Annotated in this window: 19 protein-coding genes; 11 read left to right on the top strand and 8 right to left on the bottom strand. The window is 52.4% G+C overall.

Annotated features, from left to right (window positions below; genetic code table 11):
- Positions 1-46: 46 nt before the first annotated feature.
- The 3 genes from BLW37_RS01875 to BLW37_RS01885 all read left to right on the top strand — a co-directional run bounded on the left by BLW37_RS01875 (position 47) and on the right by BLW37_RS01885 (position 2,150).
- The gene (locus tag BLW37_RS01875; protein WP_091338594.1) at positions 47-478 is read left to right on the top strand and encodes a thioredoxin family protein; all 432 of its coding nucleotides are present in this window, start codon (positions 47-49) and stop codon (positions 476-478) included.
- 2 nt (positions 479-480) lie between these two features.
- Positions 481-1,182: a cytochrome c biogenesis CcdA family protein gene (locus tag BLW37_RS01880; RefSeq protein ID WP_091338597.1), complete on the top strand. Its 702-nt coding sequence runs from the start codon at positions 481-483 to the stop codon at positions 1,180-1,182.
- Between the two features lie 65 nt (positions 1,183-1,247).
- Entirely contained in the window at positions 1,248-2,150 is a 903-nt protein-coding gene (locus BLW37_RS01885) for an SRPBCC family protein (RefSeq protein ID WP_091338600.1), read from the top strand.
- A 49-nt stretch (positions 2,151-2,199) separates the two neighbouring features.
- Here the strand turns inward: BLW37_RS01885 and BLW37_RS01890 are convergent, their stop codons facing one another.
- A complete protein-coding gene (locus BLW37_RS01890) occupies positions 2,200-3,171 on the bottom strand; it encodes an NAD(P)-dependent alcohol dehydrogenase (protein ID WP_091338603.1) in 972 nt (323 codons plus the stop codon).
- A gap of 309 nt (positions 3,172-3,480) precedes the next feature.
- Between BLW37_RS01890 and BLW37_RS01895 the strand changes: the two genes are divergently transcribed.
- From BLW37_RS01895 to BLW37_RS01910, 4 genes are read left to right on the top strand one after another with little or no spacing between them, the layout of a single operon-like run.
- Positions 3,481-3,987 (top strand): hypothetical protein, encoded by a 507-nt coding sequence (locus BLW37_RS01895; protein ID WP_091338605.1) that lies wholly within the window; start codon positions 3,481-3,483, stop codon positions 3,985-3,987.
- Positions 3,988-3,991: 4 nt separating this feature from the next.
- Positions 3,992-4,384 (top strand): hypothetical protein, encoded by a 393-nt coding sequence (locus BLW37_RS01900; RefSeq protein ID WP_091338607.1) that lies wholly within the window; start codon positions 3,992-3,994, stop codon positions 4,382-4,384.
- Positions 4,385-4,397: 13 nt separating this feature from the next.
- Entirely contained in the window at positions 4,398-4,853 is a 456-nt protein-coding gene (locus BLW37_RS01905) for a hypothetical protein (RefSeq protein ID WP_091338610.1), read from the top strand.
- 52 nt (positions 4,854-4,905) lie between these two features.
- Entirely contained in the window at positions 4,906-5,364 is a 459-nt protein-coding gene (locus BLW37_RS01910; RefSeq protein WP_139243644.1) for a hypothetical protein, read from the top strand.
- An 80-nt stretch (positions 5,365-5,444) separates the two neighbouring features.
- On the opposite strand, the gene BLW37_RS01915 is transcribed toward BLW37_RS01910, so the two are convergent.
- On the bottom strand, positions 5,445-5,702 hold the full coding sequence (locus BLW37_RS01915; protein ID WP_091338615.1) for a hypothetical protein: 258 nt from the start codon (positions 5,700-5,702) through the stop codon (positions 5,445-5,447).
- 167 nt (positions 5,703-5,869) lie between these two features.
- Between BLW37_RS01915 and BLW37_RS01920 the strand changes: the two genes are divergently transcribed.
- Positions 5,870-7,072: a GGDEF domain-containing protein gene (locus BLW37_RS01920; RefSeq protein WP_425426591.1), complete on the top strand. Its 1,203-nt coding sequence runs from the start codon at positions 5,870-5,872 to the stop codon at positions 7,070-7,072.
- A 46-nt stretch (positions 7,073-7,118) separates the two neighbouring features.
- On the opposite strand, the gene BLW37_RS01925 is transcribed toward BLW37_RS01920, so the two are convergent.
- The 4 genes from BLW37_RS01925 to BLW37_RS01940 form a co-directional block, all read right to left on the bottom strand.
- A complete protein-coding gene (locus BLW37_RS01925; RefSeq protein ID WP_171907519.1) occupies positions 7,119-8,768 on the bottom strand; it encodes a methyl-accepting chemotaxis protein in 1,650 nt (549 codons plus the stop codon).
- Positions 8,769-8,929: 161 nt separating this feature from the next.
- Entirely contained in the window at positions 8,930-9,826 is an 897-nt protein-coding gene (locus BLW37_RS01930; protein ID WP_091338627.1) for a ribose-phosphate diphosphokinase, read from the bottom strand.
- 6 nt (positions 9,827-9,832) lie between these two features.
- On the bottom strand, positions 9,833-11,404 hold the full coding sequence (locus BLW37_RS01935) for a thymidine phosphorylase family protein (protein ID WP_091339554.1): 1,572 nt from the start codon (positions 11,402-11,404) through the stop codon (positions 9,833-9,835).
- Between the two features lie 87 nt (positions 11,405-11,491).
- Positions 11,492-11,752 carry a TIGR03643 family protein gene (locus tag BLW37_RS01940; RefSeq protein ID WP_091338629.1) on the bottom strand — a complete coding sequence of 87 codons (261 nt, stop codon included), beginning with the start codon at positions 11,750-11,752 and terminating at the stop codon, positions 11,492-11,494.
- A gap of 89 nt (positions 11,753-11,841) precedes the next feature.
- Here BLW37_RS01940 and BLW37_RS01945 point away from each other — a divergent pair, with 89 nt between their 5' ends.
- Both BLW37_RS01945 and BLW37_RS01950 read left to right on the top strand, forming a co-directional pair.
- Positions 11,842-12,369, top strand: coding sequence for a lipocalin family protein (locus tag BLW37_RS01945; protein WP_091338632.1), 528 nt, complete (start codon positions 11,842-11,844; stop codon positions 12,367-12,369).
- Between the two features lie 193 nt (positions 12,370-12,562).
- Positions 12,563-13,264: a LiaF domain-containing protein gene (locus BLW37_RS01950; RefSeq protein ID WP_091338635.1), complete on the top strand. Its 702-nt coding sequence runs from the start codon at positions 12,563-12,565 to the stop codon at positions 13,262-13,264.
- A 27-nt stretch (positions 13,265-13,291) separates the two neighbouring features.
- Here the strand turns inward: BLW37_RS01950 and BLW37_RS01955 are convergent, their stop codons facing one another.
- Positions 13,292-14,113: a M90 family metallopeptidase gene (locus BLW37_RS01955; RefSeq protein WP_091338639.1), complete on the bottom strand. Its 822-nt coding sequence runs from the start codon at positions 14,111-14,113 to the stop codon at positions 13,292-13,294.
- Positions 14,114-14,203: 90 nt separating this feature from the next.
- Between BLW37_RS01955 and BLW37_RS01960 the strand changes: the two genes are divergently transcribed.
- Positions 14,204-14,656 (top strand): tellurite resistance TerB family protein, encoded by a 453-nt coding sequence (locus BLW37_RS01960; RefSeq protein WP_091338642.1) that lies wholly within the window; start codon positions 14,204-14,206, stop codon positions 14,654-14,656.
- Between the two features lie 24 nt (positions 14,657-14,680).
- Here the strand turns inward: BLW37_RS01960 and BLW37_RS01965 are convergent, their stop codons facing one another.
- The gene (locus tag BLW37_RS01965; protein WP_091338645.1) at positions 14,681-14,998 is read right to left on the bottom strand and encodes a hypothetical protein; all 318 of its coding nucleotides are present in this window, start codon (positions 14,996-14,998) and stop codon (positions 14,681-14,683) included.
- Positions 14,999-15,148: the final 150 nt, after the last annotated feature.

A 15,148-nucleotide genomic window follows, 5' to 3' on the forward strand; every position in this document is an offset into this window, starting at 1 on the left:
CTCACACTGGTTGGCGAATCATCCACAACCTGAAGAGGACTTCATTATGAAAACCATGATTACTGTCGCTATTGCAGTCATCTCCCTGGCTGCAGCGGCATTTTTCCTGCTGACACCAGCCAATGCTTCCACCGAGCATCTGGTCAAACACAAACAAGCCTTTACTGAAACCGCGTTTCGGCAAGCGCAAGCTGAAAACCGGCTGATTTTGATCGATGTGTATGCACCCTGGTGCCCGACCTGTCGCCGTCAGCACACCGTATTGAATGACTATTTTGCCCAAAACCCCAACAGCGACATCCTGGTGCTGCAAGTAGATTTTGATAACCAGAAAGACTGGGTCAGTTACTTCAAGGCGCCACGTCAGTCGACCTTGGCGCTGTATCGTGGTGAAGAGCAGCTCTGGTTTAGTGTGGCCCAAACCCGTGAAAGTACCATCTTTGCCGAACTGAAAAAACACGACCAGGGCGCTGACTGATTATGGAGTTTACCGCCATCCCACTGGCACTGATAGCAGGCGTGCTGAGCCTGTTATCACCTTGCGTTCTGCCAATGATCCCGGCGGTGACGGCATCGGCCATGCGGGCCTCCAAAACCGGCGTCTGGTTTTTGGCGGCAGGTTTAGCCTTTACCTTTGCCCTGGGTGGCTCTTTGCTGACCTACCTGCTGCTCAGCGCCGGTTTATCGCCCGATATTATGCGTACCTTTGCCGCAGTCTTTATGCTGGTGATGGGGTTGGTGCTGGTGGTTGGCTGGCTGAATCAGCAATTTAGTCTGCTGTTGTCACGCCTGACCAGCCGGCTGCCGGCTGGCGGCCAGTTGGCAGACTCCTCAGACCGCCCAGCCTTTCAGTTTGTGATCGGTGGCTCTCTAGGTCTGGTGTGGTTGCCTTGTGTTGGCCCAACGCTCGGAGCTGCCATTGCACTGGCATCTACAGGCCAGAATATGCTGATGTCGTTTAGCGTGATGCTGGCATTTGGCCTTGGTACCGCTTTGCCATTGGTGGGTTTGGGGTACGCCGCTGGTACCCGACTGAACACCCTGCGTGCTTCCGGCAAAGTTGGGCGACTGTTGCTGGGTTATGCCCTGCTGCTGATTGCCCTGATGATCTTTACCGGTTTTGACAAGGTGATGGAGCTCTGGGCCATTGACTATCTGCCGGATTGGGTGACCACCCTTTAGTCCTTTGGGTGGTGGGGTGAACACCAGGCAGCAACCGACCTCGCCACCCTTTTTTGGAGACAACGATGAAGAACACAACACTATTACGAGCCGCCCTACTCATCAACAGCGCTTTCTCGGCGCTGAGTGCACTGTTGATGCTGCTTTGGACCGACACCATCGCCAACCTGCTCGGTTTGTCAACGCATGGCCTGCTGTTGCTGGTCTCTGCTGGTTTACTGCTATTTACCGCCGACTTGTTGCACCAGGCGCTGCAACCCCGTTTGGCCAGTTGGCGTGCCCTTTATGCCAGCATGGCGGATCTGCTCTGGGTTGTCCTCTCTGTACTGCTTACTGTGGTTTTTTATAGCGCCATACCCACAGCTGGTATCGTGCTGGTGATCAGTATCGCCGGATTCGTGCTGTTATTTGCCTTGTTGCAGCTTTATGGCATTCGTCAACTGCACCTAAACCCGGCTACCGGCCTGTATCGGCATTGTCTGGTGGTCCGAACTCAGGCGCCAGCAAGGCAGTTATGGCCAGTGATCGCTGATTTAGGAAGTATCAGCCGTTTCGTGCCGATGTTAGCGCACTCTGAAGTGCTCAATGATCTGCCCGCAGCTCAAGGTGCCGTCCGTCGCTGCACCAATCAGAAAGGACAAAGCTGGAGCGAGCTTTGCACCGACTGGCAGGAAGGGACCTCCTTTTCGTTACGCTTTCTGACCGATGAACCAGGCTTCCCATTCCCCGCCTCTGTCATGCTCGGCGGTTGGTCCGTGCAGTCAACCGATCAGGGCTCAGAAGTAACCATCTGGTGGGAGTTGATGCCAAAACCAGCCTGGATGGCTCCGGTGATGCTGCCGATGTTGGCTTTTGGTGCGGATAAAGATTTTCCTGGTGTGATTGCCAAAATGGCAGTAGCTTCACAGGAACAGTTGGAGGAACCCATTTCTCAATTCAGAGCAAGATTATTGCCGAGGCTTTGTTAGTTTCATAGCTTGCCGTAGACATCAGCGAATGAAGCAAGCTTGAATGATTTCAGGCTTGCTCTTTTGCAACGGCAATCGCGACAATACCAACTTTCTGACCTGTTTCAACATATTGATATGCTGCAGAAATTTGCTCCAACGGATACACCCGGTCGATAACCGCACGATAGCGAACATCTTTAAGGTAACCTGAGAGGTCAGTAAGCAGATTTTCTCTGATATCCGGGATTGCGAACCTCACCTTTTTACTGCCTGTAAGTGTGCAAAATAAAGCCAATAATGGGTTTTGCCAAAATCGTCCAACATCGGTGGCAGCAAAGCGACCGTCTTTTAACAAAAGATGCCGACACCGCCCATAAGAAGTTTTCCCCACCGCATCCAGAATGCTGTTAAAACGTTCTGGGGTAGCAGTAAAGTCTTGTGCCGTATAATCAATGACCACATCAGCACCGAGCTGCCGGGCAAGCTCGACTTGCGCACTCGCCACCACGGCAGTTACCCTTGCTCCCTGCAGCTTTGCCAGTTGCACAGCAGCAATGCCTATGGCCCCTGATGCACCATAAATAAGAATATGCTGCCCTGCTTGTACAGCTAAACTCCGAAGAGCGACATCTGCATACCAAGCACCTTCTGTAACAACGCAATCAAGATAACTCAAGTTGTCTGGTATCAAAGCTATCGGTGACTTTTCAGATAGGCAAATGTACTCAGCATGCGCCCCATAAGATGAAGGAGACATACCAAACACAGGATCCCCAACCTTAAAACGCTGCACAGCAGGCCCTGTTGCCACCACCTCACCTGAAAAATCCAACCCTAAAACCTGATGCTTGGGCCGAAACAAACCAAGTGCTAATCTCGCTATATACGGATAACCCCTCAATAAGCCCAGATCTGTGCGATTCACCGTGGTCGTCTGAACTTTTATTAACAGCTGATCGGCTGAAGGCTCAGGTACCGGCAAACCTTTCAGTTTCAGTTGGTCGGGGCCGCCATATCGTTCACAGACTACAGCTTTCATGAATTCATCACCTCTGCTTCAGAGTCTCATCTGCTCATTAAAACCACTATGCCAGCAATGGCTCACGACCGCTATGGTCGTTTTAAGTTATTCAGAACATCTCGTTTCCCGGCCAGACAACGGAACAATGACTTCGCAGTAAGACCTGCTTCCCGACGGCTGCTGGCTGCTTTACATCTACTTGCCAGCACCCTGGATCAATGGTTAACAATCTCGACTTCAAACACATTAAATTAACACCATTTATTTGCAACAAATAAACAGGTCGCGTTAGAATATTGCAAATTTTAACTTCAATGGAAATGAATAATGCAAGCAGAAGGTGTTAAAGTCTGTGCAGAACTTTGTGAGGACCAAGCGTTTATCCGCGTGTTAGATCAACTGGCGTCCAGTATTGCCATGAAAATTGGCATTGCTAATGATAACCTGAGCCGTGATAGTACCCGACAAAATCAGGAGTTAGGGGCAGTTATTTATCACCGTTCTGCCCGCAGAGGGTTATTGGGCATAGGCAGCAAGCCAGAGCGTTATGAGGTAAGCCGGGTTGGAACCGATGTCCCCCTACTGGCTAGTGTAGGTGTGCAAAATGGCTTTGCAACAAGCTACACCAAAATTTCTGAAAGCGAGCATGTGGTTGCGGTCGTCATTGGTCTGCCGTTAAATGCAAAATTGCATATTTTAAGCATGTCTAGTCATCAAAACTACTGGATCTCTTATGCAAAAAAGGTAGATAAGCCAGTTTTTCTGGTAGGGACGGGGCAAATGGCTGGTACTCGTTTTATCGTGCACAATGGGCAATTTAAACGTTTAAGGTAACATCATGGCGAACCGACTGCTTATCACAGTTTTTATTCTGCTATTTATGCAGGGGTGTAAGCCCACACAGCAGCAAACCGTATTTTATGGCCAACCCTATGTTTACGTCAGTATGTTTGAATTGTTGGTGCATACTGAGCGCTTTAACTGGCGCGACTTTATTATTAGAGGCTATTTGGCCGATGGCTATCTTTATCTAAGCCCTGAGCAGGCCAAGCATCGAGATACCAGTTATGCCATCGCCATTCACCCAGACTTATCGAGTCCAGCTATTAACTTTAGCGATTTTAACGAGAAGTGGGTTTTTATCAATGGAAGGCTGTTATTTGAATACGATTCAAAAGCTTATGCAGGCTACAGCACCCTAGTTGTCCGTGAAATTTCAAGCCGCGATTAAGGAACCCAAAGAAATGCGCAGACCATTAATTCAGACCTTAATTACTGCTGCTGTTCTGTACTGCCACTTCAGCAGCTATGCAAGTGGCAAGGATGCGCCACCGATTCAAGCTGCCAGTCTTCCCTATACTCAAACCTCGTTACTGCAATTAATTGCTCATCCAGAACGCTTCTACAATACTAACATCCAGGTGAGTGCTTTCTATTACTTCGACAGACTAACGATTAGTTTGGATTCATCTTTACGTGATGAGTTCAGAGTGAATTTAATGATCGATGACTATGAACTGAGGGGGAGTCAGTGCAATGAACAGTGGATTGTTCTTGAAGGCCATCTTTTACCCGTGTTTGATCAAGAGCGCAGGTATACCTATGGACGAGTCATCCCTGATCGCCTTACCATCAGAGAAAGTGGCGTTGTCTGCTGGCAACGGACTGAACCCTACCAATACCCACTGGTCAGCAACTAATTAATGCAGCAAACCAAGATTGGCACAGCCGTTTCAAGGAGCCCAACAGCATATGACTACATTTTTTCTTCGACTCGCAACCATCACCAGTACAGCCATCTTCGCCGCCAGCCTCGGGGCTGTTAACGCTGAGCCACCCTCGGTGCAAGCTGCCAAACTGCCTTATACCCAAACGTCCGTGCTGCATTTACTTGTGCACCCAGAGCGCTACTACAACCGCAATATCCGCGTCAGTGGGTACTACCTGCCATCGGTTGGTTTAACCATCAGCAAAGACGCACAATTGCAGTATGAATTTGCCGCCCCTTTGCTAAATGAAGAGACTGAAACCGGACTCACAGCCTGTAACCAACAATGGGTGGTGCTGGAAGGCCACTTCCTGCCTGTATTTGCTCAAGAAGAACGCACAACTCAAGGGCGTATTATTGCCGATCGTCTTACCGTCATGGCAAGCAATCAGATGTGCTGGCAGCGTACTACGTCTGTCGATCTCAAACAGATTAGCAGCTAATTCAACCATCAAGTTAAAAGCGGGTCACTGAGATTTAGCAAATCTGTGAGTGGCCCAGCATTCGGAAGTAGCAGGCTTCACTACTGCCTAAAGGTACGCCAGGCGTACCTGGCCGTGAAGAAAGCAAAGCCAAGGTGCAGTACAATGGAAAACCAGAAAATAGAAGGGTCATCCTGCAACGTATGGACAGGCCCGGCGAGAGCGGCGTGATGCAAACCAGGAGCAACACCTGTTATAAGGCCTTTCGCTGCCCGGTAAAAAAGCATCAGGGATAGCACTGCACAAACTGCAGCGATAAGGTAAGGGTCCAGCGCGGACTCACGGTATCTTTTGGGCATGCATTCTCCTGGCTAAACATCGTCTCATTTGCTGCGCTGTTCTGCAGGCAATTATACACCATCAACTTTGGAAAACATGCGGTGTTTCAGTTCCGAGCATTCGCCTGCTACACTGAGCCCTAACTAAAAAAGGTGCGGTAAAGACCCCGAGGTATGGTGTGCGCTTTTTGATCCTGACTCCAGTTTTACTATTAGCCATGCTGCTGGCAGTCTGGCCGGAGCATGCGCTGTTCACAGCACTGCCCTTCCCGCTCACAGCCTGGCTGGCGCTGGCTTTTGTTGCCTCGCTGGCGCTGTTGATGCGCCAAACCGATTGGCTGTACTGGCTGGCTTTTTTGGCAGGCCATTACTACGCGGTACAGCAAGGCTTGCAGCGCCCGATCAGTGAGCCTGCGGTTGCCCTGTTGTACAGTTACCTGCCAGTGCTAAGTGCGCTTTGGCTGGGCTTTCTGGTGCTGCTGCCCCGACCGCCTCTGCTCACTAAAGCCGGCATTGCCTTGTTCGTATGCTCAGCCTTGCTGCCGGTCTGTTTGTTGTATTTGCCTTTGCCCAACTGGCAGGATGGCCTGCCCGATTACCACTGGCTGCTGCAACCGGTGCTAAGCGCCAGCCCGTTAAGTTGGCTGCAAGCAACGGTCCTATTGCTGGTCGTTGCCATGTGGCTGGCCTTGCTGAGTTACCGCAACTGGCCCAAGCCGATGCTGGGGCAACTGGCAGTGCTGCTATGCCTTACGCTGTTTTATCTGTGGCTGGCACAGCCAGAACTCTCTGGTTGGGCCACCCTGATAGCCAGCAGTTGTTTGCTGCTGACCCTGGCGCTGCAAATGCTGCAGCTGGCCTATATTGATGAGCTGACCCAGTTACCGCAGCGCCGGGCACTTATCGGGCATTTAAACCGGCTCGGTAAGAAAAGTGCCGTGACCATGCTGGATGTCGATCATTTTAAGAAGTTTAACGATACCTATGGCCATGATGTCGGCGATCAGGTGCTGCGCCTGCTGGGTGCCATTCTGGCTAAACAACGCGGCATGACGGCTTACCGTTATGGCGGTGAGGAATTTACCCTGGTGTTTCACCATGCCAACCCGAAAAAGTTAAAGGAGCAACTGGAGCAGGTACGCCAGCAGGTGGCCGATTACCCGCTGGTGGTACGACAAGCCGGCCGGCCAAAAGACAGCGACACCGGCAAAAAACAACGCAGTTCGGGCCAAAAGAGTGGCGGCAGTAAAACAGTACAAATTACCATTAGCCTAGGCTGCGCCATCCGCCAGCCCGGTGAAAAGCCAGAGCCGCTTTTAAAAAGAGCCGATGAAGCGCTGTACAAAGCCAAGAAAAAAGGCCGAAATTGTGTCGTACTGACATCCAGCTAACAAAAAGCCAGGCAAAAGCCTGGCTGGTTTGAGGTCGTAGCACTGATCAGCTGGTTTTAAAGCGGGCCACTTGCTGCCCTAAGCCGCTGGCAACCCGCTGCAACGCAGCAACAGCACCACGGTTTTGCTGCATCACTACGGCATTATCCCGCGACATACTGGCAATTTGTTCAATGTGTTTGGCAAGCTCGGTCACTGCCGTCGATTGTTCATTGGTTGAGCGGGCGACATCACGCACATTGTTCAGCGAGTCCATCGCCTGACTGCGAATTTGCTGCAGCATACTGGCAGCATCATTGGCTCTGGATAGCCCTTCCGCTACTCTGGGTGCTGCCGTTTCCATCGAGGTAACTGCCAATTGAGTATCATCCTGCACCAGCTGTATCATGCCGGCAATTTCAGTAGTGGCTTTGCTGGTGCGCTCGGCCAGTTGCCGCACTTCATCGGCTACCACCGCAAAACCCCGACCAGACTCACCGGCTCTGGCTGCTTCGATGGCTGCATTTAGCGCCAATAAATTGGTTTGTTCGGCAATACTTTTAATCACATTGGCAATACCAGCAATTTCCTTGGAGCGCTGTTGCAACTCGCCAATTTTGGTGGCCGATTGCTCCACCGTCTCAGCAACAACAGCAATCTCAGTGGCAGCGTCTTGCACCAGCCGTGCGCCCTGATCCGACAAATCTGCTGTTTTTTGCGAGTTTTGTTCAGTTAAATCAACCACGCTGGCCACCTGCTTTAGGCTGACTGTCATTTGCTCGATACTGGCCGCCGATGCGGTGGATGAATGGGCCTGACGCTCGGTAGCCTCTAGCGCCTCCAGTGAGGCCTGGTCCAATTCATCTGCCTGAGCAGAGACCGTCGTGGCAGCATCAACTACTTCGCTCAAGGTCTGGCGCAGCTGCAACTGCATATTCGCTACGGCCGCCAACATGCTGTTTGGCAGACTGTCGCGGATCTGCGTTGTCAGATCGCCGGCTGCGATCTGGCTGACCAGCTCGGCGGCTTCATCTGGCTCGCCTCCAAGTGCCTTTCGCAGATAACGCTGAATCCAAACCGCCATGGCGACGCCGATGAAAATAGCCACCAGAGTGAGGAGCACCATGGTCAGGGCAAAGGCACCAGCCACGCCTTGCGCGCTGTCGGTTGCTTGCTGATTTTTCGCTTCCTGATAATCGATAAAAGCATTGATGCTAGCCAACCAGTCGACAAAAACCGGACCCGCTTGTGCCAGCAACAAACGCTGTGCTTCACTTTGCTGGCCTTGCTGGCGTAACCGAATCACCTGGCTGGCTAATGGCAGAGCTCTGGCTTCGACAGCATCGATTGCCTGCAACAGTTGCCGCTCCGTCGGGCTAACGCCATTACGCTGCGTAAAAATATCATCCATCAAGCGCCTGGAGTCGCGGTAAAAGCCTTCCAGCCGTTCGATATCACGTTGCAACACCGGGACATCACGCAGGTTCTCTACCAAAGTGACATCACGCAGCGAAATGGCCCTGTCGTGCACACTGCCACGAAAGTTAATGGCATAGCGCTGTTTCACCGAATTTAACTCGGTCATCTCGGTCAAGGTTTGATTGATACGCTGGACGCGCTCTACCCCAATCAGAGTGAGCCCCACCATCAGCAACAGCACGATGCCAAAACCCAGGCCAAGTCGCTTGGCCACCGTCATCGATTGCTTCTTTTGCATCACACACCTCATTACTACTTAAAGGCGACATGCCCATAATGAGGTGCACTCTAGCTGCAACAGTCATCCGTGACTATTGAATTAAACGCAAAGGCTCTTTCGAAAAAGACGACTGATCCGATGTGTTAATGTCGCCGTAGTGCAAAGCAATTCTTTTGGGATTACTTGGCCAACAATGGCGCTAACGCCTCTGCCAGCAAGGGCGCCATACTGATGGCATTGCTGGGGTGTGCGATGCAGTCGGTACTCCAGACGTGCCGCACTCCGGCTGTCTGGATGGCGCTAAGCGCATCGCCAGCGAAAAGAGCATGCGTCACGGCTACATCCACCGACGCCGCTCCGGTCGCCAGCAGTTGCTGACAGGCCCCGGCAAGGGTACGCCCGGAACTGGCGACATCGTCCATTAACACCAGCTGACGCCCTGTCACCGGCATATCGGGCAGCGCAATCACCACGTCTTTATCACCATGACGTACCTTGCTGCAGACGCCAAAATCACAGCCAATGCGGGCAGCTGCCAACTCGACCCATTGCCGTGACTCAGCATCCGGTCCCACCAGCAAAGGCTGTTGACACTTTTCGGCAATCAGATCAGCCAGTCTTGGCGCTCCGCTAAGTGCAATGGCATCGCCTTTGGGAATGGCTTCGCCTAAGTGGTCGATGCGATGCAGGTGAGGATCGACCGTGATCACCGCATCAAATAAATCGGCCAGCAAGCCGCCAATGATTTTTTGGCTGACAATTTCACCGGGATGAAAAGCAATGTCCTGGCGCATATAGGCCAGGTAAGGCGCAACCAGCAGCAGCTGCTGTACGCCAGCGCCTCGCAGATGCTTTGCCAGTAAAATCAGCTCAACCAGCTTGTCGTTGGGTCGGTCCAGGCTGCGGTACAGCACCAGTTGCTTTGGTGCATCGCCATCCGCAAAGGGTAAAGTTAGCTTTAGTTCCTCATCCGGAAATTGATGACGCTGGTAGCGCAAAAGCGACAGGCCAGCAGCTTGTGCCAAACGCCCGGCCGCCTCGGCTTCATCCGGGGCACAGAGTAGATAGCTCGACATCAGAATTTAATACTCCACATGCAATGACACCAGTTGGTCGGCCTGACCAAGCTGGTAACCGATACAGCGCTCACAGGCCTGACGGGCAAAAGCCAGCTCGGTCGGGTAAGCAGCATAGACCTTGTACAGCGGTTGGCCAGCTTCCACCGCGTCCCCCAGTTTTGCCAGTAAATCCACGCCCGAGCCTCTGGCACGTGGCGCTCCGGCGGAGCGGGCAATCCGTGCCAACTGCACATTATCAATGGCAACCACGGTGCCACTAACGGGTGCTGTCACTTCGAATGATAACGGCGATAGTGGCGGATGCTCAGGGTCAAAGTCACGCTGGCCCTGAGCGGCGATTATGGCCTGCATTTTTTCCAGTGCCCGGCCCGAGTCCAGAATATCCCGGGCAATGCCAAAACCATCCCCCCCACGTACATCCGGATCAAACTCCAGCATGCGGCCAGCCAGCCGCAAGGATTTTTGCCGTAAATCATTGGGCGCCAGCGGGTGATTTTGCAGGACCCGCATCACATCCCTGGCTTCCAGCGCCGGGCCTATGCCGTTGCCAATCGGCTGGCGACCGTCCGTAATCACCACATCGATGGTCAGCCCCATTCGTTTGGCGACAAACTCGAACAATTTACGCAGCCGCTGTGCTTCCGGCATGCTGCGCACCTTAGCCGTTGGGCCAATCGGAATATCCAGCAGCAAGTGACTGGAGCCTGCGGCTACCTTTTTCGACAAAATAGAAGCCACCATCTGGCCCGGCGAATCGATGGACAAAGGGCGCTCCACCGAAATCAGCACATCATCGGCCGGTGATAGATCGCTGGTACCGCCCCAGGCCAAACAGCCTCGATGGCGGTGCACTATCTCCGTTAACTGTTCAAACGGCATTTCCACGGCTGCCAGCAGCTCCATGGTATCCGCCGTCCCCGCTGGCGAGGTAATAGCACGTGATGAGGTTTTGGGGCATAGCATGCCATGCGCTGCCACGATCGGCACCAGCAGCATCGAGGTGCGGTTACCGGGAATGCCTCCGATGCAGTGTTTATCCACCACCGGATGTTCGTGCCAATCCAGCCTACGCCCCACTTTACTCATGGCATCGCTTAAAAAGAACACCTCTTCGCGGTCCAGCTCGCCCTGATTGCACGCCACTACAAAGGCGGTCAGTTCAATTTTGGAGTAGCGATGGGCTGCAATGTCTTTGACGATGTGGGCAAAGTCATCCCGGGTTAGGCGTTCACCGGCAATTTTACGATGCAATGCCGGAATAGAGTGTGGTGGCTCAGCCGGTGATACGGTGACTGCACCGCCGTCGGGCACTCCCAGCAAACTAAATGCCTCCTCCGACAAGCCCAGCTGCTGACCATTGACGATATTGACATCGTCCACCACGTTCAAACTGGCCAGTATATGCTTGCCGTTGGCAGCGACTTCCACCTTAGCCAATGCCTGAAAGCCCTCAGCGCGGTAGATTTCACAATCACGATGCAGGTAAGCAACGTTTTCATGGTAGGTATCAATGCCCACTCGTTTCAACGCTAATTGTTTCGTTGTATGCGGGCTTTTGTCAGCAGGTGATTTCATCGTAAAACTCAGCACCATAAAACAACTACTCTAGCTGCCTGACCGCCTGGTGCCAAGTTTTAATCCTGCCGCTAAGTTGATGCAGATCTAATTCTGTTGCTTGTATTGGGTGGGACAATAGGCTCTTAAAATGCCATCCGGTCGAAGCATGGCATGTTTTGTCACACGACCGCTGACGCGCTGACGCCAACGACGGAAGCTTGCAGCTTTGAGCTCCCGGCGCATAATACGAATCACCTCGGATTCAGTGAGTCCGAAGTTCTGGTGGATCGCTTCAAAAGGCGTCCTATCTTCCCACGCCATCTCAATGATGCGTGATAGCTGTTCTTCGTTAAACGAATGTGGCATGGTGTTGGTATCCTTATTTACGATGCAACCGATTACGGCTCGGGTTCGTATCTGGATGCATCATGCCAACAACCCTGAAGGCTCTTCCCATGCGATTGTTTTTTGCTGCTTTGATCTTGCTGGCAGGCTGCACCGGCACACCCAGCTCCGTACAACCAGTATCCCCCTTTGAGCTGGAGTCGTATTTAGGCCAGTGGCATGAGATAGCCCGCCTGGATCACCGCTTCGAGCGCGGCCTTAGCGAGGTCACCGCCCATTACAGCATGCGCGACGATGGTGGTGTGCGCGTACTGAATCGAGGCTACCACCAAAGCCGCGGTGAATGGCGTGAAGCCGAGGGACGTGCGTACTTCGCCAGTGATAGCGCGACAGGCAAGCTGAAGGTGTCTTTCTTCGGGCCCTTTTTTGCCAGTTACAACATTGCCAAGCTGGAGCCGGACTACAGCATGGCACTGGTGGTTGGCCATAATCTTAATTACGCCTGGATTTTAGCCAGAAGCCCCACCCCGTCTGCCGATGACTGCCTGCGTTACCAGCAAAAAGCTGCTGCCATCGGGGTGGATACTGAGGCTTTGATCTGGCTTAGTGACTGCCTAACAGCAACACAGCCGAATTAAGCCAGCCCTGGTATTGCCAATGCCGACGGTACGGCTCTGTGCTCTTGATAAGAAATATTACAATTTTGTACTTTCTCAAGGAGCTCTGCTGGTTCATAGTTTGTGGTACGGCTTGGGATGTGTGGCCGGAAGCGACAACCGCAAGCTGTCGCACAAGCGAAGAGGAACCACCGGATAATGGCAGGAATCTAACATGGCAATTGATACCTCAGGTGTAAAACTGGAAGACAGACCCATCGCCCAAGTACGCGAAGCCGTCATTGATCAGCTGATCATGAACTACAGCCACAGTGTGATTTCTGAGCAGGCCTTTGAACGCCGGCTCGATATTGCTACCAACTCCGACGATCCCTATGTACTGATTGAGCAAGTGGCGGATCTGACCTTAGAGCCGGATGCCAAGTACCGGGCCATGTGGTCACAAAACTTTGCTGCCTCTAACACAGCGCCCAGCACAGCCAAAACAATAAGTGCCAACGAATCGTCGGATAAAGACCGCCTGGTGTCAATCCTGAGTAGTGATGAGCGCTCCGGGCCATGGCGGGTGCCGCAACATCTTACGATTGTCAATGCACTCTCTTCCGTGGAGCTGGATTTTTCCGAGGCGCTGTTTGAGCACCAGCAGGTGACCCTGCAACTTTCCAACTGGCTGGGTAGTATCTCCATCAAGGTACCAGAACATGTGGCGGTGTTAAGCGATGTTAACAACATTGCCGCTTCGACCGACAACTCGGTTGGCTCCGGCGAGCCACGCAGTGGCAAAACCCATTGCATCCGCATTCAGGGCTATTCGGTGCTGGGTTCGCTGGATATTGCCATTAAACGCAGCCTGAAAGAGCGTTTCACTGATTTTGCCAACACAGTCCGCTCCGCACTTGGACTGGATAAAGCCTAACCTTTGTTGGGGCCTGTAAGGGCTGGCTTAGTGCCACAAAGCAGGATTAAGCCGGTAAAACTGCTGCAATTGCAGGTACAAATCAGGCTCTTGCTGTTGGAAGGCTAAAGGCTGCTCAAAGAATACTTCACTGGCAACGGCAAAAAACTCGGCAGGATTGGTAGCGGCGTATGGATCAAACAAGCTGGGCTGCCCCAAACTCAGTTGCTGCTGCAACCGGTTAAATGCCTGTTGAAATACCTGGCTCCAACGCTGGATATCGCCTCCCTCACCCAGTACAGGCGCGCCATTGGCATAACCTTTTTGCTGATCCAACTGATGAGCGAACTCGTGGATCACCACATTGTGGCCATCGAACGGATCGGCAGCACCTTTGAGTGAGTCTTGCCAGGATAAAATCACCTGCCCCTGGCCCCAGGATTCACCCAACAATACCCCTGCCCCGTCATGCATCACACCTGCACCATCTGGCTGGCGGTTCGGTACCACGAAGGCCGCTGGGTACACCAGAATTTGCCGTAATCCAGGGTAGAGATCATGTGGCCGGCCTAACAGCAACAAACAAGCCTGGGCGGCAATGGTGACCCGGATTTCATCATCCATCACCAGGCCGGCACAGCCGACAAAATCTTTTTCTGCCACAAACAGCTGGATCAGCTTTTTTAGCTTCAGTTGCAAGTCGGTCGGTAAAGCTCGAAAATAAGGCAGCCGGCGTTTTAAAATCTGCCGCCAGCTGTGTGGAAAAGGCTGTTTAAGTAACCGTTGACGCTGCCAACGTCGCCAGTAAGGTTGCCCCAGCAGCCAGCCAAGCAACAACAGCGTAATCAACGCCAGCAGAACCATTGCCATAAAAAGCACTCAGATAATCATGAACTGATCTGTACAATTGGGTAACAGCGTAAAAAAATCAAGCGGCTGCCCGCGCTGACAGGAGTAGATATGTTTCAATTATTTAAGCAATTGCTGGATCGCAGTGGTGCAGAGCCGGTTGCCGATTGCCCGGCGCTCAAGCTGGTAAACGAAGCGCAGTTGATGTCAGTAGTGCTGATGCTGGAAGTGGCGGCGGCTGACTTTCAGGATGCCAGTGCCGAACACGATTTGGTGCTTAATTACCTGACCGGTGAGTATCAGTTAAGCAAAACAAATGCCGAGGTGGTGTTCAGCCGGGCTAAGGAGTTAAGCAGTAATTCGGTCTGCCTGCACCGCTTTACTTCTAAAATGAAAGACCTGAGCTATCCAGAACGGCTGGATCTGCTGGAACAGCTCTGGCGCATTGCCTACCATGATGGCGAATTGGACCCACACGAAGAAGCCATGCTGCGTAAAATTGCCGATTTACTTTTTATTCGCCACAGCGATTACATTCAATGCAAACTGGCGGTACAAGCTTAACGAAACGGTTTTCCTGCCGTTTCGTTACTCTTCTTTTTTGCCAACAACTTCGCCTTCAATCACGCGATGCCCGGTCGGGCTCTGCTGATCCGCCTGCTGTTGATATTGCTGCTGAGCTTGATTGGCCGCCTGCTGAAAGGCCCGCATTTTGCGGCGATAACGCCAGTAAAACAGCGGAATAAGCAACCAACTTAACACCAGCATCAGCAACAACAGGAAAAAACCAGCCACCAGTAAGACACCCATGACCAGCCAGGCCAGAATACGCTGCAGTGGGCCTGCCGCTTGCTGCTGTCGCCAGATTTTTTGCCACTGGCCGTTTTGACGCTGAAATGAAAACATGATCCTACCTTTTCTTAAAGGCCTGCCAGCAAACATGACTGGAACACGGGCATCACCAGAGCACCCATTGTACTGCCTTAGGCTGAGCGGCTACTGAACAAAGCAGCCGCTGAAAAACTCTTGATATGGGCTAAGTACACGAAAAACAAC

The sequence above is a fragment of the Alkalimonas amylolytica genome, assembly GCF_900107845.1.
In the GTDB taxonomy this organism is placed as follows: Bacteria; Pseudomonadota; Gammaproteobacteria; order Enterobacterales; family Alteromonadaceae; genus Alkalimonas; species Alkalimonas amylolytica.

Coding starts and splice junctions, on each gene's coding strand:
- BLW37_RS01965 (WP_091338645.1), bottom strand. CDS start 14,998: ATGTTTTCATTTCAGCGTCAAAACGGCCAGTGGCAAAAAATCTGGCGA.
- BLW37_RS01895 (WP_091338605.1), top strand. CDS start 3,481: ATGCAAGCAGAAGGTGTTAAAGTCTGTGCAGAACTTTGTGAGGACCAA.
- BLW37_RS01925 (WP_171907519.1), bottom strand. CDS start 8,768: ATGCAAAAGAAGCAATCGATGACGGTGGCCAAGCGACTTGGCCTGGGT.
- BLW37_RS01900 (WP_091338607.1), top strand. CDS start 3,992: ATGGCGAACCGACTGCTTATCACAGTTTTTATTCTGCTATTTATGCAG.
- BLW37_RS01880 (WP_091338597.1), top strand. CDS start 481: ATGGAGTTTACCGCCATCCCACTGGCACTGATAGCAGGCGTGCTGAGC.
- BLW37_RS01905 (WP_091338610.1), top strand. CDS start 4,398: ATGCGCAGACCATTAATTCAGACCTTAATTACTGCTGCTGTTCTGTAC.
- BLW37_RS01945 (WP_091338632.1), top strand. CDS start 11,842: ATGCGATTGTTTTTTGCTGCTTTGATCTTGCTGGCAGGCTGCACCGGC.
- BLW37_RS01955 (WP_091338639.1), bottom strand. CDS start 14,113: ATGGCAATGGTTCTGCTGGCGTTGATTACGCTGTTGTTGCTTGGCTGG.
- BLW37_RS01960 (WP_091338642.1), top strand. CDS start 14,204: ATGTTTCAATTATTTAAGCAATTGCTGGATCGCAGTGGTGCAGAGCCG.
- BLW37_RS01885 (WP_091338600.1), top strand. CDS start 1,248: ATGAAGAACACAACACTATTACGAGCCGCCCTACTCATCAACAGCGCT.
- BLW37_RS01875 (WP_091338594.1), top strand. CDS start 47: ATGAAAACCATGATTACTGTCGCTATTGCAGTCATCTCCCTGGCTGCA.
- BLW37_RS01940 (WP_091338629.1), bottom strand. CDS start 11,752: ATGCCACATTCGTTTAACGAAGAACAGCTATCACGCATCATTGAGATG.
- BLW37_RS01930 (WP_091338627.1), bottom strand. CDS start 9,826: ATGTCGAGCTATCTACTCTGTGCCCCGGATGAAGCCGAGGCGGCCGGG.
- BLW37_RS01935 (WP_091339554.1), bottom strand. CDS start 11,404: ATGAAATCACCTGCTGACAAAAGCCCGCATACAACGAAACAATTAGCG.
- BLW37_RS01915 (WP_091338615.1), bottom strand. CDS start 5,702: ATGCCCAAAAGATACCGTGAGTCCGCGCTGGACCCTTACCTTATCGCT.
- BLW37_RS01950 (WP_091338635.1), top strand. CDS start 12,563: ATGGCAATTGATACCTCAGGTGTAAAACTGGAAGACAGACCCATCGCC.
- BLW37_RS01890 (WP_091338603.1), bottom strand. CDS start 3,171: ATGAAAGCTGTAGTCTGTGAACGATATGGCGGCCCCGACCAACTGAAA.
- BLW37_RS01910 (WP_139243644.1), top strand. CDS start 4,906: ATGACTACATTTTTTCTTCGACTCGCAACCATCACCAGTACAGCCATC.